This is a genomic window from Georgenia thermotolerans (genome assembly GCF_009193185.1).
In the GTDB taxonomy this organism is placed as follows: domain Bacteria; phylum Actinomycetota; class Actinomycetes; order Actinomycetales; family Actinomycetaceae; genus Georgenia; species Georgenia thermotolerans.
Map to the genome: position 1 here is coordinate 17503 of NZ_VUKF01000050.1, position 14485 is coordinate 31987.

Annotated in this window: 16 protein-coding genes and 1 pseudogene; 13 read left to right on the forward strand and 4 right to left on the reverse strand. The window is 69.8% G+C overall.

Annotation, left to right across the window (positions count from 1 at the left end):
- Positions 1-23: 23 nt before the first annotated feature.
- Both GD970_RS22525 and GD970_RS18325 read left to right on the forward strand, forming a co-directional pair.
- Positions 24-665: a LytR C-terminal domain-containing protein gene (locus tag GD970_RS22525; protein WP_152204345.1), complete on the forward strand. Its 642-nt coding sequence runs from the start codon at positions 24-26 to the stop codon at positions 663-665.
- A gap of 4 nt (positions 666-669) precedes the next feature.
- The gene (locus GD970_RS18325) at positions 670-2160 is read left to right on the forward strand and encodes a phytoene desaturase family protein (protein WP_226925449.1); all 1491 of its coding nucleotides are present in this window, start codon (positions 670-672) and stop codon (positions 2158-2160) included.
- Positions 2161-2191: 31 nt separating this feature from the next.
- Here GD970_RS18325 and GD970_RS18330 read toward each other — a convergent pair whose 3' ends face one another.
- The 4 genes from GD970_RS18330 to GD970_RS18345 are packed head-to-tail and all read right to left on the reverse strand — an operon-like array spanning position 2192 to position 5488.
- Positions 2192-2608, reverse strand: coding sequence for a flagellar assembly protein FliW (locus GD970_RS18330; protein WP_152204346.1), 417 nt, complete (start codon positions 2606-2608; stop codon positions 2192-2194).
- Entirely contained in the window at positions 2605-3540 is a 936-nt protein-coding gene (flgL, locus tag GD970_RS18335) for a flagellar hook-associated protein FlgL (RefSeq protein ID WP_152204347.1), read from the reverse strand. Before flgL ends, GD970_RS18330 begins: the two co-directional genes overlap by 4 nt.
- Before the next feature lie 2 nt (positions 3541-3542).
- The gene (gene flgK / locus GD970_RS18340) at positions 3543-4991 is read right to left on the reverse strand and encodes a flagellar hook-associated protein FlgK (RefSeq protein WP_152204348.1); all 1449 of its coding nucleotides are present in this window, start codon (positions 4989-4991) and stop codon (positions 3543-3545) included.
- Positions 4992-5005: 14 nt separating this feature from the next.
- Positions 5006-5488, reverse strand: coding sequence for a flagellar protein FlgN (locus tag GD970_RS18345; RefSeq protein WP_152204349.1), 483 nt, complete (start codon positions 5486-5488; stop codon positions 5006-5008).
- 364 nt (positions 5489-5852) lie between these two features.
- Here GD970_RS18345 and GD970_RS18350 point away from each other — a divergent pair, with 364 nt between their 5' ends.
- The 11 genes and pseudogenes from GD970_RS18350 to GD970_RS18400 form a co-directional block, all read left to right on the forward strand.
- Positions 5853-6695, forward strand: a complete 843-nt coding sequence (locus GD970_RS18350; protein WP_152204350.1) for a sigma-70 family RNA polymerase sigma factor — start codon at positions 5853-5855, stop codon at positions 6693-6695.
- Between the two features lie 109 nt (positions 6696-6804).
- A complete protein-coding gene (locus GD970_RS18355) occupies positions 6805-7935 on the forward strand; it encodes a flagellin N-terminal helical domain-containing protein (protein ID WP_152204351.1) in 1131 nt (376 codons plus the stop codon).
- Between the two features lie 109 nt (positions 7936-8044).
- Positions 8045-9496, forward strand: a complete 1452-nt coding sequence (gene fliD, locus GD970_RS18360; RefSeq protein ID WP_226925450.1) for a flagellar filament capping protein FliD — start codon at positions 8045-8047, stop codon at positions 9494-9496.
- 9 nt (positions 9497-9505) lie between these two features.
- The gene (gene fliS, locus GD970_RS18365; protein ID WP_152204353.1) at positions 9506-10003 is read left to right on the forward strand and encodes a flagellar export chaperone FliS; all 498 of its coding nucleotides are present in this window, start codon (positions 9506-9508) and stop codon (positions 10001-10003) included.
- Positions 10004-10019: 16 nt separating this feature from the next.
- Positions 10020-10421 (forward strand): hypothetical protein, encoded by a 402-nt coding sequence (locus GD970_RS18370; RefSeq protein ID WP_226925451.1) that lies wholly within the window; start codon positions 10020-10022, stop codon positions 10419-10421.
- Between the two features lie 240 nt (positions 10422-10661).
- Positions 10662-11003, forward strand: a complete 342-nt coding sequence (locus GD970_RS18375; protein ID WP_152204354.1) for a flagellar basal body rod protein FlgB — start codon at positions 10662-10664, stop codon at positions 11001-11003.
- The gene (flgC, locus tag GD970_RS18380) at positions 11003-11404 is read left to right on the forward strand and encodes a flagellar basal body rod protein FlgC (RefSeq protein ID WP_152204355.1); all 402 of its coding nucleotides are present in this window, start codon (positions 11003-11005) and stop codon (positions 11402-11404) included. Before GD970_RS18375 ends, flgC begins: the two co-directional genes overlap by 1 nt.
- Positions 11404-11721, forward strand: coding sequence for a flagellar hook-basal body complex protein FliE (gene fliE / locus GD970_RS18385; protein WP_152204356.1), 318 nt, complete (start codon positions 11404-11406; stop codon positions 11719-11721). Before flgC ends, fliE begins: the two co-directional genes overlap by 1 nt.
- Positions 11721-13295 carry a flagellar basal-body MS-ring/collar protein FliF gene (gene fliF, locus GD970_RS18390; protein ID WP_152204357.1) on the forward strand — a complete coding sequence of 525 codons (1575 nt, stop codon included), beginning with the start codon at positions 11721-11723 and terminating at the stop codon, positions 13293-13295. Before fliE ends, fliF begins: the two co-directional genes overlap by 1 nt.
- Positions 13292-14311: a flagellar motor switch protein FliG gene (gene fliG / locus GD970_RS18395; RefSeq protein ID WP_152204358.1), complete on the forward strand. Its 1020-nt coding sequence runs from the start codon at positions 13292-13294 to the stop codon at positions 14309-14311. Before fliF ends, fliG begins: the two co-directional genes overlap by 4 nt.
- Positions 14301-14485 (forward strand): annotated as a pseudogene (locus GD970_RS18400) (M23 family peptidase); the annotation flags it as partial. The gene fliG and the pseudogene GD970_RS18400, both read left to right, overlap by 11 nt.

Genomic DNA, 14485 nt, shown 5'->3' on the forward strand with positions numbered 1-14485 from the left:
GGTGAGCGGATAACCTGCACAGCGTGAGTACGCAGCGCCACGAGGATTACCCCGAGGACGAGTTCGACCGCGCCGGTCGCAACCGCAGCCCGCAGGGCGTGCACCGCTCCCCGCGGTCGGTGTGGCGCGCGCTGCTGCCCGTGCTCGCCGTCGTCATCCTCGCCCCGCTGCTCGCCTGGGGCGCCATCACGCTGCTGGGCGGGGGCAGCGGCGGCGCGCAGCAGCCGTCGGGCAGCCAGTCGACGACGGCGCCGGCCGCCGAGCCGTCGGAGTCCGCCGCCCCCAGCGAGGCGCCGTCCGGGGCCCCGAGCGAGCCGGCCGCCGAGCCGACGCCGGAGCCCTCAGAGACTCCCACCGAGGAGGAGAGCGCCAGCGGGACCGTCGACTACGACGCCGGCATCGCCGTCCTCAACGGCGCCGGCATCAACGGGCTCGCGGGCGAGCTCGTCGCCAAGCTGAGCAGCGAGGGCTTCGCCTCCGGCACCGCCGCGGACTACCGCTCTGGCGCGCCGCAGGCGACCACGCTGTACTACAACAACGCACAGCTTCGGTCGACGGCGCAGGAGGTGGGCAGGATCCTCGGCATCAACACGCTCGTGGAGAGCGCCAGCGCCACGCAGAGCACCGACATCGCGATCGTGATCCGCGCGGACTACCGGGGCTGAGCCCGTGCCCGGCCCGCGGGAGGTGCGCGACGCCGTCGTCGTGGGCGCCGGGCCGAACGGCCTGGCGGCCGCGGTCACCCTCGCGCGCGCCGGCCTCGACGTGCTCGTCCTCGAGGGGCAGCCCACCCTCGGCGGCGGCGCGCGGACCCTCGAGCTCGGCCTGGTGCCGGGGATGGTCCACGACATCTGCTCCGCGGTCCACCCGCTCGCTCTGGCCAGCCCGTTCCTGCACGAGTTCGACCTGCCCGCGCGCGGGGTCGGGCTGAACGTCCCCGACATCTCCTACGCCCAGCCGCTCGAGGGGCGCCCGGCGGCGCTGGCCTACAAGGATCTCGAGCGCACCGTGGAGGGGCTGGGGGACGACGGCGCCGCCTGGCGGTCCCTCATGGGCCCGTTGGTGGCCGGTTCGGACGCCGTCGCCTCCACGGTGCTCGGTGACCACCGGTCCATCCCGCGTGAGGTGCTGCGGCCCGGCGGATTAACGGGGGCGCTGGGGCTCGGGCTGGGCTCGCTCGAGCAGGGCACCGCGGCGTGGAACCTGCGCTGGCGCGGCGAGGAGGCGCCGGCGCTGCTCACCGGCGTGGCCGCGCACTCCATCTCCCCGCTGCCCGCGCTGGCCGCCGCCGGGACCGCGCTGATGCTCGGCGCGCTGGCGCACTCGACCGGCTGGCCCATCCCGGTCGGGGGCTCTCAGTCGATCACCGACGCCCTGGTCGCGGACATCCGCGCGCACGGTGGGGAACTGCGGACGGACACCCACGTGAGCCACTGGCGGCAGCTGCCGCGGGCGCGGGCGTACCTGTTCGACGTCAGCGCGGCGTCCCTGGTGGAGATCTGGGGTGACCGGATGCGCCCGTCGGTGCGCGCCGGGCTCGAGCGCTTCCCGTTCGGCAACGCCATCGCCAAGGTGGACTTCGCGCTGTCCGGGCCGGTGCCGTGGGCGGACCCGCGGGTGGGCGAGGCGGGCACCGTGCACCTGGGTGGCACCCGGGCGGAGATGGCAGCGGCGGAGAACGCGGTGGCCGCCGGCCGGCACCCGGAGCTGCCGATGGGGCTGCTGTCGGACCCGGCGGTGACGGATCCCTCGCGCTTGGTCGACGGGCTGCGGCCGCTGTGGACGTACGCGCACGTGCCGGCGAACTCCGAGGTGGACATCACCGAGACGATGACGCGGCAGATCGAGCGGTTCGCGCCCGGCTTCCGCGACGTCGTCGTCGCCTCGCGGTGCATCCCGGCGGCGCGGATGCACGAGCACAACGCCAGCTACGTCGGCGGGGACATCGCCGCCGGGGCCATCACCATGTGGCGGATGTTCTCCCGTCCGCGCCTGGCGTGGGACTACTACGACGGCGGGGTGCCAGGCGTGTACCTGTGCTCGGAGTCCACGGCGCCGGGGCCTGGGGTTCACGGGATGAGCGGGTGGCACGCCGCGCAGCGGGCACTGAAGCAGCGGTTCGGAATCAGGCAAACGCCGAGCCTGGCGCCTACCGCCTGAACGGGCTCTACGTACCCTGCTGCCCTACTCCTCAGGCGGCGCTGAGTGGGGCGCGCAGCGGCCAGTCGTCGCCCTCCAGCACCGTCTGCACCGCCGTCGCGGTGGCCGGGTTGATGACCACCGGCGCGAGCAGGTTCGCGGTGTGCGGGTGCTCCTCGGTGGCCGGGTGGACGACGACGAGCACCGTGGCGGGCTGCTCCTCGCCGTTCAGGCCCAGCCGGGAGAGCGTCTCCTGCGCCAGGCGTGGGTGGTAGTCCGGGAAGAACGGCTCGGGGTCGAGCAGGAAGAGCCGGGTCTCGGGGGCCTCGACGCTACGCAGTGTGAACAGCTGGCCGCCCTCGTCGAGCGGGGTCAGGGCGAAGCGGTCCAGGTGGCCCAGCCCCGGGGGCGGGTCGAGGAAGGTCAGGACGGCGGCCGACTCGGCGGCAATCTCGGCGGTGGCGCTCATCGGAGGAAGTCCAGCAGGCTGGGCTGCAGCGCGCGCGAGGTGGCGCTCAGCGCGGACTGGTAGGCGATCTCCTGGGCCTTGAGCTCGACGATAGTCTCGGCGAGGTCGACGTCCTCGACGTCGGTGAGATGCCCTTTGAGCCGGACCTTGTCGTCCGCGAGCGTCTCCTGGGCCTGCAGCACCTGGTTGTACCGGGTGCCGACGGCGGCGACCTCCTTGAGCATGGCGTCCATGCGGATGTCGATGTGATCGAGGTACCCGTTCACACTGTTGCCCGCGCGGAGGTCCGCGGCGAGCTGGTTGAGGAGCGCGAAAACAGATACCCCCTCGGCCTCGACCGGCGTTAACTCTCCAGGTGCTTTGCCGGCAGGCCATGCGTTCTCGCCGAACACCGTCTTGCCATTGGAGTCGACACGGACCGTGGTGTTGTCGGAGATCCTCCGGGCCACCGGAGACACCGGGTCACCGACGAAGGTCCCGCCGGCGTTGAACGCTTCGCCGGCACTCGACGTGCCAGCGAAGACCGTACGCCCCAAATAAGTGGAGTTGGCCTGCTCCCGGATCGCTTCGGCAGTGGCCTCGATCTCGGTGGCAAGCGCCTCACGGGCCGCCGCACCGAGCGCTCCGGCGTTCGACCCTTGGATGGTGAGGTTGCGGGCGCGCGTTAGCAGCGCGGTGGAGCCCTGGAGTGCCTTGTCTACGGTGCTGAGCCAGCCGACGCCGTCGCCCGCGTTGCGGACGTACTGGGCGTTGGCGCGCTGGTCGCCGCGGATCCGCATGGCATCGACCATGCCGGCGGGGTCGTCGGACGCCTTCATGATCCGCTTGCCGGAGGACAACTGCTCCTGCAGTTGGGACATCCGGGAAAGGTTGCTCTGCAGGTTCGCGAGCGTCGCCTGCTTGAGGCCCTGCTGGGTGACTCGGCCGATCACGGTTACCTCCCCACCACACCGGTGCGGTTGATCAAGGTATCGAGAATCTGGTCGACGCTTGTGATGACTCGCGCCGCGGCCTCGTAAGCGCGCTGGTACGCCATGAGGTTGACGGTTTCCTCGTCAAGGTCGACCCCCGCCTGCGACGTGAGCAGCCCGTCAGCTACCGCACGCGTCGCCTCGGCGCTCATGGCGCGCTGGGTTGCAGTCCGGGTGTTGACTCCGAGGTCGACGACGGCATGCGACCAGAGCGCCCCCACGTCGTTGGCCAATTGCGAGAGCTTGTCCGCGTTGGAACCGTCCCTGGCGCCGGCGCCCGGGAGACCCGCGGCGATGTCGGCAACATCGGTGATCAGGACCCTGAGTGAGAGCGCGGCCGGCTCCCCATTGGTCATCCCGAAGAACGGAGTCCCGCCTACACCCGGTCGTGATTCCCCGGCCAGGTGCTGGGCATTGACGACGTCCGCGAGTCCCGTCTTCTGGTCGTTCGTCACGAGGGAGTTGAGGCGGCCGGCGAGTTCGGCGATGGCCCCGCCCGTGCCGTTCGCGTTGGCCGGGGCGAGGACGGAGAGCAGCCCGGGTAGGCGGCCGCCCGTCGCTCCGACGTCATTCTTCGAATCGGCCCAGAGCAGCCGGACCTGCCCCTTGTCGCGCGCTGGCGGTGTGACTGCGAGGTCGCGAAGGGTGTTCGCGCCCTCAACGACGATGTGGTTGGCCTTCTCGCCGCGCACGAGTGCGTTGCCGCCAACCATCACGTCGACCGTGCCATCCTCACGCAGGCGCGCTTCGGCGCCGACGAGCCCGCTCAGTTGGGTGAGGACCTGGTTGCGCTGGTCGATGAGGGCGTTGGGGCTGGCACCGGAGACCGTGATGGCCTTGATGCGGGCGTTGAGGTCCGCGACGGCGTCGGCGGCGCTGTTGACGTCGGTGGCCAGCGCTGCGGCCTGTGAGCGAGCGGCCTGCCACTGCGCCTCCACGGCGCGGTAGCCCGAGGCGACGCGGGCGACCAGCGTGTTGGCGTTCTCGAGGAGCACCGCGCGGGCGGCGTCGTCGTCTGGCCGGTTGGCGACGTCCTGCCACGAGGTGAAGAACGTGTCGAGCTGGGCAGCCAGGCCCTTGTCCCCGGGCTCCGCGATGGTGGACTCGAGGAGTGCGTAGGCGTCGGCAACGGCGTCGAGGAAGGCAGCCGACGAGGTCTCCTGGCGAACGCGGGCTTCGAGGAAGACGTCGCCCAGCCGGTCGATCGAAGTCACGAGGACGCCTCCGTTCACGGAGCTTCCTGCCCCGATCATCGATGCGGGGGCCGTGCCCTCGATCGCCTGGAGGTTGGCGCGCTGGCGTGTGTATCCCGGCGTATTGACGTTGGCGATGTTCTGCCCGGCGATCTCCAACGCCTGGCGCTGAGCGATCAGCGACGTCAGGGCGCCGTTGAGGGCGGAAAAGGTGCTCATCGGGGTGTGCTTCCTCAGAAGGTCTCGTCGAGCAGCTGGGCGCCGGACGTGCTCGCGGCGGCGGCGCCGCTGGGGTCGTAGGTGTGCACGCTCTCCCGCAGGTTCATCAGCGTCTCCTGGGTGGCGCGATGAGAGGTGGCGAGGAGATCGCGATTGCTCTGCGCGAGCTCGTTGATTTCCGCCGTCAGGCGGACGAAGTTCTTGCGGTGCTCCAGCAGAATGGCGTCCCACGGTGCTGGGGCCGCCTGAGCGAGGTCGAGCAGGCTCACGCCGGTCGGAAGGCCGAGCGCGAGTGCCGCCTCGTCCACCTCGACCGTCCGTCCGAGCTCGGCTGCCCGGATGGTTTCGAGGACCTCCTCGACCTCACGGGAGGCCAGCGGAAGCCGCGTCGTCCGACCCGTGATGAGGAAGAGCTGCTCGACCTCAAGCTTGAAGAGAAGCTGCTCGAGGAGTTCGCGTTCGCGCCAGAGGATGTCTGACAGGGCCTTCAGTGGCACGCATCCACCTCCTGGTCGCTCGTGCCTGGTCAACCCATTGATCGGTCGGGGGAGAAGGTGTATGAGCACATCGCTTCGAGCAATCCTTCGACACGTGACGATGGAGCGATTTCCGGTGGACTGAGCAGCCGTTGAGCAATTCTCGATGTGATCTACGACACACGGGCGAAACGGTGCTTGCCCGGAACAATTGCGGTGTGAGAGCGTCCGGTTGCTGGAGTTCACGCCCTCGGGGGATGGCGAGAATCGTGGCTTCGGTGCGTTCACCGTTCATTTAGGAACGCGACGCAGGGATGTCCTACTAACAGCCGTCCGATCGTCCCGGCCTAGCCGGTACGCCGGGTTCCCCCGAGGGAGATTCGCCGTGACGTACGGTCGCTCAGAGCAGGATGCGCTCATAGTCGAGAACCTCCCGCTCGTCGGTTACCTCGTCTCAGAGATGATCCGTCGTGTGCCGGCGCACGTGCAGCGCGATGAGCTCGCCGCTGCTGGATCGCTGGCGCTGGTGCAGGCGGCCCGCGCATTCAATCCGGAACTCGGTGTTCCTTTCAGTAGGTATGCAGCCATGCGTGTGCGTGGCGCCATTGTCGACGAGCTTCGGGGGATGGACTGGGCGTCGCGTGGGGCGCGGCACCGGGCCCGGCAGCTGACGGAGACCTCCGAGCGACTCACCGCGGCCCTCGGTCGGACGCCATCCCGCGAGGAGCTGGCCGAGGCGCTCGGAGTGGACGTGGCCGACGTGGACGCCACGCGAAGCGACGCCGAACGGCGCGTGCTCAGTATCGATGCGGAGGGGGCCGGTGCGGCCGAGTCGCTGACCGCTTCTGGTTTAGGGCCTGAGGAGCGGGCGCTCGTGGACGAGCGCCTGAGGTATCTCGCCGCCGGCGTCGTAGAGCTGCCGGAGCGGCTGCGGCACGTAGTCGAGGAACTCTTCTTCCGGGACCGGCCAGTAGTCGAGCTCGCTGCTGAGATGGGGGTGACTCAATCGCGTATCAGCCAGCTGCGCACCCAGGCGCTCGGCATGCTTCGGGATGCCATGAACTCCTCACTGGAGCCCGACCTCGCGCCCATGTCGTCGGCCGCGCCTGGCGTGGCAGAACGCCGGCGCCAGGCGTACTACGCCGCTGTTGCGGAGCGAGCCAGTTCGACTCTTGCTCGTGGTGTAGCGGAGCCGCGGCCGATCCGTGCCACAGTGGACGTCGTCTGACGTAAGTTCCCTCTCGAATTCCTCATACCTGAGTTGGTCCGGCCGATCTGACTGGCTGACCGCCCACGGATGGGCAGTTTCAGCACCCACTTCAGGAAGAAGAGGAACGATGGCTCTCACCATCAACAACAACATTGCGGCGGTTAACGCCTACCGCAACCTGTCCAACACCCAGAACGACCTGAGCAAGTCGCTGGAGAAGCTGTCCAGCGGTTTCCGCATCAACCGGGCCGCGGACGACGCTGCTGGTCTGGCCATCTCCGAGGGCCTGCGCTCGCAGGTCGGTGGCCTCAAGGTTGCCGCCCGCAACGCCCAGGACGGCATCTCTGTCGTCCAGACCGCTGAGGGTGCGCTCACCGAGGTGCACTCGATCCTGCAGCGTATGCGCGACCTTGCTGTCCAGGCCGCCAACGACTCGAACAATGGCGAGGCGCGCGCCAACATCGCCACTGAGGTCACGAGCCTCCAGAGCGAGCTCACCCGCATTGCGGAGTCCACGAACTTCAACGGCACCAAGCTGCTCAACGGCGACGTCACCGAACTGAAGTTCCAGGTCGGTGCCGACGGTGACGGCCACAGCCAGATCACCGTCAACCTGGCGAATGTCAATGTCAAGGCCATGGCGGCAAACCTTGGCAACTCCGGGGCGAAGTTCGATGTCCTCACGCCGACCGATGTGACTGGCGCGATGGCTTTCACGAACGGCACCACTGACGTCTCTGTGACCCTCGGCGCGGCAGGCACTTACAAGACGGTCCAGGATGTTGCTGACGCTCTGAACAGTGACGCAGACTTCGCCAACACCTTCGCCGCTTCCGTGAATAAGGACAACCAGCTCGTGGTCACGTCCAAGACCGGGGGCACCGTGACCGGCGGCACTGCTGCTAGTGCTGCTGCGGCTGGCACCGGGGTTGGGACCGCGACTGCGATCGCTGGCGGGCTTAGTTTCGCGGACGCCGATGGCGCTCAGGCGGCTATCAACCTCATCGACACGCAGATCGGCACTATTTCGACCGCCCGTGCCGAGCTCGGTGCATACCAGAACCGCCTCGAGCACACGATCAAGAACATCAATGTCTCGATCGAGAACCTGTCGGCATCGGAGTCCCGCATCCGCGACACCGACATGGCCAGCGAGATGGTGAACTTCACCCGTTCGCAGATCCTGTCCCAGGCCGGCACGGCGATGCTCGCCCAGGCTAACCAGATCCCGCAGGGCGTTCTCCAGCTCCTGCGCTGATCTGAGCCGGGGAGACCCGGCATCTGAGCGTGACCGCGGCCGGCGGCGGGTGAACAGCCCGTCGCCGGCCGCACCCACATGACCGAGGAGGGCGGACGCAATGTCCGGCATGGCGATCGACGGCTTGATCAGCGGCCTCAACACCACCGAGCTGATCAACAACCTCTTGAAGATCGAGGCCGCGCCACAGGTTCTGCTCCAGAGGAACTCTGCGGAGACGAGCACCCTAGTCTCGGCGCTCCAGGCGTTGAACACCAAGGTCGCCTCCCTTGGCACCAATGCGGCGCACTCCGCCAAGGCCACCTCTTGGGAGGTATCCAAGGTCACGAGCTCATCCTCCGCCGCGACTGCGGCGGTCTCCGCTGGCGCGGCCAGCGCATCCCTGGAGTTCAGCGTTGACCGGCTGAGCGCAGGCCAGGTCTCGATGGTGAACCTCAGCGGGGCTGGTCTCGGCACGCCGCCGACACTGACGGTCGTGCGGGACGGCAAGGTCTACACGGTTGACGCCACTGGCAATCTCGATGACATTGCGAAGGCCATCAACGCGGCCAAGGAACTGGGCCTGAGCGCCGTGAAGGTCCGGGTGAGCAACGGCACTAACGGTGGGGAGCCGGAGTACCGCCTCCAGCTCTCCGGCATCTCCGGACAGCAGAACGCCTTCGATGTGTACGCCGGCGATGCCGTCGAACTCGGCGTCATCACCGATGACGGGGAGGGGACGGTCACGGAGAACGTCGGTGCCGCCGCCGTCAGGCTCGCCCACGGCACCGATCCCGGCACGGACGACCCCGCCAAGCCCCTCGTCTCCGCCCAGGACGCCCAGATCACCCTGTGGCCCAGCGCCGGCGCCTCCGACCCGGCACAGCTCACCAGTGCGACGAACACCTTCGCGGGCGTCATGACCGGGGTCGACGCCACGGTCAGCGCCACCACGAGCGCCGGCTCGCCGGTCGTCCTCACGGTGAGCCCGGACGCCGACGCGATGCGCAAGCTGGTCTCCGATGTCATCGGGTCGGTCGGCGTCGTCCTGTCCGAGATTTCCTCGCGGACGGCTTCGACGACGAGCACGGGCGCCGACGGGCGCACGGTTGTCACCGGCGGGCTGTTCTCCGGAGACTCCGCCGTTCGGGGACTTGCAGACAGCGTTCGCAGCGCCGCGTCCTACCCAGTTGATGGCCGCTCCCCGTCCGAGATCGGTATCAACATCGACCGATACGGCGCCATCACCTTCGACCAGGCCGCCTTCGACGCAGCCATGGCGAAGGACCCTGACGGCACGCAGAAGATGGCCATGGCGATCGCCGAGCGTGTCGCGAAGGTGGCGGAGGCGGCGTCAGACCCCATCGACGGCACGCTCACCCTCAAGGTCACGGCCCAGGAGGACATGGTCAAGGATCTCGGTCGTCAGATCGCCGACTGGGACCGTCGTCTGGAACTGCGCCGCGAGGGCTTGCAGCGCACCTACTCGGCGCTCGAGGTCGCCCTCAGCCGGATGCAGTCTCAGCAGAGCTGGCTCGCCGGCCAGCTCGCCACCCTGCCTCAGACGAATGCAAGCAGGTAAGGAGCCATGATGAACCAAGCCGCACTGCTCGGTCGCTTCCGGTCCGAGGCCGTCGCCACCGCCACGCCCGCGAAGCTCCTCACCATGCTGTACGACCGCCTCGTCCTCGACCTAGACCGGGGGATCGAGGCCCTGAACGGGGGCGACCGCCCCGCGGCCAATGAGCAGCTCACCCACGCCCAGGAGATCATCCACGAGCTGCGCAGCAGCCTGAACGTCTCCGCGTGGGAGGGGGCCCGCGGCCTCATGGATCTCTACGGCTACCTGCTCACCGAGCTCGTCGGGGCCAACATCGCCCGTGACGCCGCGCGGGTAACGGCGTGCCGTGACCTGGTCGTGCCGCTCCGGGACGCCTGGCACCAGGCAGCGTCCCAGGTGGGCTCGACGGGCGCTCCGGCCGCGGGAGCCGCTGCGGCCGCCACGGCGTCCGGTCAGGCGGCCGCCCAAGCGTTCGCCCCTGCCGCGCCCGCCGGCTACCAGCCACTCGGAGACCTGGGTGTTGCCTGACGCGGATCCCGGCGCTGTGACCTCTCGGCACGAACTTGACGTCTCACGGGAGGGGGAGGGGCGGACGCCGCCCGCCCAGTTGATCGCCCGCGAGGGTGGTCACCGCCGTGGCGACGACGCTTTCCACGCACGCTGGGTCGACGCCCTCACGGCGCTCGAGCTCGACGTCGCCGACGCCGAAGCGAGCCTGACCGGTGACCACACCCCCGAGCGGCGCGACCCCTGGACGCCGCCGGAGGGCCTCGGCCCCATGCCGGCGGCGCTTCGCACAAGAGCAGAGGCGCTCCTCGAGCGCCAGACCGAAGTGGCCCGCCAGATCACCGAGGCCGCCTCGATGAGCCGCCGCCAGGCCCGCGCCGTCCAAGCGATGCGCGCCAACGGCCCCGCCCGCCCTGTCTACGTCGACATGGCCGGCTGAATCACGCGCACCAGCAGCGCCGGATTAGCACCAACCGGACCAAACACCGCAACGACGCGCCCCAGCATCAGATAACAGAAAACGAACGAACCGCCAACAGAAATGCATGGGGACTTCTCCCCATCAACCCCTCATCCACCGCTCTGACCTGCCGATATGACCGACCGAGCACGGATCGCTCAGACAAGCAGGCCACGGATCGGCCGATCACACCCGCGAGCTGGATGGGGACCACTCGGCATGTTCGACTCCGTGACATCCGTGGCGATGAAGAGCGCCCTGGATGCCCTTGCGCTGCGCCAGCGTGTGATCGCCGACAACATCGCGAACGTCCAGACCCCCGGCTTCCTGGCGGGGCGGGTCTCCTTCGAGGACGCCCTTACCCGCGCCGTCGACCGCGGCACCGGCGCCGCCGAGGCCAGCGTGGAGCGCTCCCTGGAGCCCACGCGGACCAACGGCAACAACGTCAACCTCGACACCGAGACGCTGAGCAACGTCGACACCAACCTGCGCTACCAGGTGGCCACCCGCTCCATCGACGGCACCTTCTCCGCGATCCGCACCGCGATGAGGAGCAACTGATGACCGTCTTCGGCGCGATCGGCATCGCCGGCACCGGCATGACCGTCAACCGCAAGTGGCTCGACGCGGTCAGCGACAACCTCGCGAACATCAACAATGTCGCCCCCACCGACGGCGAGGCCTTCCGCGCTCGCTACGTCGTCGCCCAGGCGATGGACTACGGCGAGGCCGGCGGCGTCGAGGTGGCCGGCATTGAGCTCGGCGACGCCGAGGGCCGCCTGGTCCACGACCCGAGCCACCCCCTTGCCGACGAGGACGGCTACGTGCGCCTCCCGGACATCGACATGGCCGCCCAGATGACGCAGCTGATCATGGCCCAGCGCGGCTACCAGGCGAACGCCGCCGTCGTGGACCGCGCCAAGGAGACCTACACCGCGGCCCTGCAGATCGGGAGGAACTGATGCCCGTGCCCGCCATCGGGGGGCTTGGCGCGGTCGCGAACGTCGCGCCCACCGGCTACCTCACCGACGCCCTCGAGCCCGGCCGGGCCGACGGCGGCGCCTCCTTCGGCGTCTCCCTCGCCTCCGCCGTCGACGGCCTCACCGCCGCCCAGCAGAAGTCCTCCACCCTGGCGGTCCAGGCCGTCACCGGCGACCTGCAGGACATCCACGACTACACCATCGCCGCCACCGAGGCGCAGGTGGCCCTCGAGCTCACCGCCGCGGTGCGCAACAAGGCCGTTGACGCCTTCACCGAGATCATGCGGATGCAGGCCTGATGCCCGCCGCCGTCACCGGATTCTTCGGGAAGCTCAAGAACACCTGGGACCAGTTCACCCTGCCCCAGCGCACCCTGCTCACCCTCGGCCTGGCCGTCCTCGTGCTCGGCGTCGTCGCCCTGAGCTCCTGGGCCACCAAGCCGACCATGGCGCCGGTCTTCTCCAACCTCGCCCCCGAGGACGCCCAGGCGGTCGTCGACCAGCTCGAGGCCGACGGCGTGCCCTACGAGCTCACCGACGGCGGCAGCACCGTCCTGGTTCCGCGCGAGTCGCTCTACAAGGAGCGCATCGCCCTGGCCGCCTCCGGCGTGCCCACCTCCAAAGACGGCTACTCCCTGCTCGACGACATGGGCATGACCAGCTCGGACTTCCAGCAGCAGGTCACCTATCAGCGCGCCCTGGAGGGCGAGCTGGCCAACACCGTCAAGGCGATCGACGGCGTCGCCGCCGCCACCGTGCACCTCGCCCTGCCCGAGGAGTCCGTCTTCGTCGACAAGGTCGCCGACCCCACCGCGTCGGTGTTCGTCGACCTCAAGCCCGGCAAGCAGCTCGAGTCCTCCTCGGTCGAGGCGATCATCAACCTCGTCTCCGCCGCCGTGCCGAACATGAAGCCCGCCGGCGTGACCGTGGTCGACGCCGCCGGGCGGGTGCTCTCGTCCACCGGCACGGGCAGCGGCCCGGGCGGGTCCTCGGACTACGAGGACGGCGTCACCCGCAGCGTCCAGGCCATGCTCGACCGGGTGGTCGGCGTGGGCAACGCCGTCGTCTCCGTCAAGGCCGAGCTGAGCCGGGACGAGACCCAGCGCACCACCGAGACCTTCACCCCGGCCGACGGCACCCCGCCGCTGTCGGAGTCGACCAAGACCGAGGAGTACACCGGCACCGGCCAGGCGGTCGGTGGCGTGCTCGGCCCGGACAACATCGCCGTGCCCAACGGCGGCGGCGACGGCAGCTACACCTCCGAGGACTCGGTGAAGAACAACCCTGTCAACAAGGTCACCGAGCACACCACGGTCAACCCCGGCGGCGTGGCCCGCCAGTCCGTCTCCGTCGTCGTCGACGCCCAGGCCGGCGCCGGCCTGAGCCTCAACGAGCTCGAGACCATGGTCTCCGCCGCCGCGGGCATCGACCCCGCCCGCGGGGACCAGGTGGCCGTCTCGCGGATGGCCTTCGACACCACCACCGCCGACGCCGCCGCCCAGGCCCTCGCCGCCGAGCAGGCCCAGGCCGCCGCCTCGGCGCGCAACGCCCTCATCCGCAACATCGCGATCGCCGTCGTGCTCCTCGTCATCGTGCTGGTCATCGCGATGTTCGTCCGCCGCGCCCGCCGCGAGCGCCGCGAGGAGATCGACCTCGGCGAGCTCAAGCTCATCCAGGCCCAGCAGGCCGAGGAGGCCGCCGCCCTGGACAACCCGCTCGAGGACACCGCCTACCTGCCGGCCATCCCCGAGCCGGTCAAGCTGCCGCCGGCCACCGAGGCCGACGGCATGCGCGCCGAGATCGCGGCGCTGGCCACCGAGGACCCGGCCATGGTGGCCAAGCAGCTGCGCGAGTGGCTGGCGGTGCGCCGATGAGCCCCGTGGCGACGCAGCTGACCCCCGTGCAGAAGGCCGCCGTCGTGCTCCTGCAGATCGGGCACGAGCGCGCGGCGAAGGTCCTCGCCGAGCTCTCCGAGCAGGAGGTCGAGGAGATCACAGCGGAGATCGTCCGCATCGAGGAGATCCCGCAGGGCACCGCGGACGCCGTCATGGCGGAGTTCCACCGCCAGATCTCCACCGGCGCCCCCACCATGGGCCACGGCGGCCTGAGCTACGCCCAGCGCCTGCTCGAGGCTTCCTTCGGCCCGGAGAAGGCCGCCGGGGTACTCAACCGGCTGAGCACGATGATGGCCGGGCAGCCCTTCGACTTCCTCCAGCACGCCGACGCCCGCCAGGTGCAGTCCCTCCTGACCGGCGAGCACCCGCAGACCATGGCGCTGGTGCTGGCCCACCTGCGTGCGGATCGCGCCTCGGCGATCATGGCCGGTCTCGACCCGGTGCTGCGCACCGACGTCGCGCACCGCATCGCGCTGATGGAGCGGGCCTCGCCGGAGGTCGTCAAGATCGTCGCGGAGAACATCGAGCGCAAGGCCACCGCCGTGCTCACCCCGGGCGACATGACCGCCGTCGGCGGCGTGCAGCCGCTGGTGGAGATCCTCAACCGCTCCGACCCCGGCACCGAGAAGCAGATCCTCGACGCCCTCGGCGAGCGCGACTCCGACCTCGCCGAGCAGGTCCGCGGCATGATGTTCACCTTCGAGGACATCATCCTGCTCGACGACCGCGCGGTGCAGCTGGTGCTGCGCCAGGTCGACGTCGCCACCCTGGCCATTGCGCTCAAGGGCGCCCCGACCACCGTCTCGGACAAGGCCCGGCGCAACCTCTCCGAGCGGGCCCGGGAGAACCTGTCCGAGGAGATGGACCTCGCCGGGCCGGTGCGCGTCTCCGAGGTCCAGGAGGCCCGCGGGCACATCATCACGGTGATCCGCACTCTGGAGGAGAGCGGCCAGATCGTCATCCGCCGCGACGGCGAGGACGACTATGTCAGCTGAGGAGGCCTTCGCCCCCGCCCGTTTCGCCGCCGCCGCGCTGCCCTCCGCGGCCGCGTCGACGGCGAGCGCCAGCGGGTACGCGGCCGGCTACGCCGCCGGGTTCACCGCCGGCTCCCGCGCCGCCGCCGAGCAGGCCGCCGAGGCCGAGCGGCGCCGCGCCGCGGAGGCGGCCGA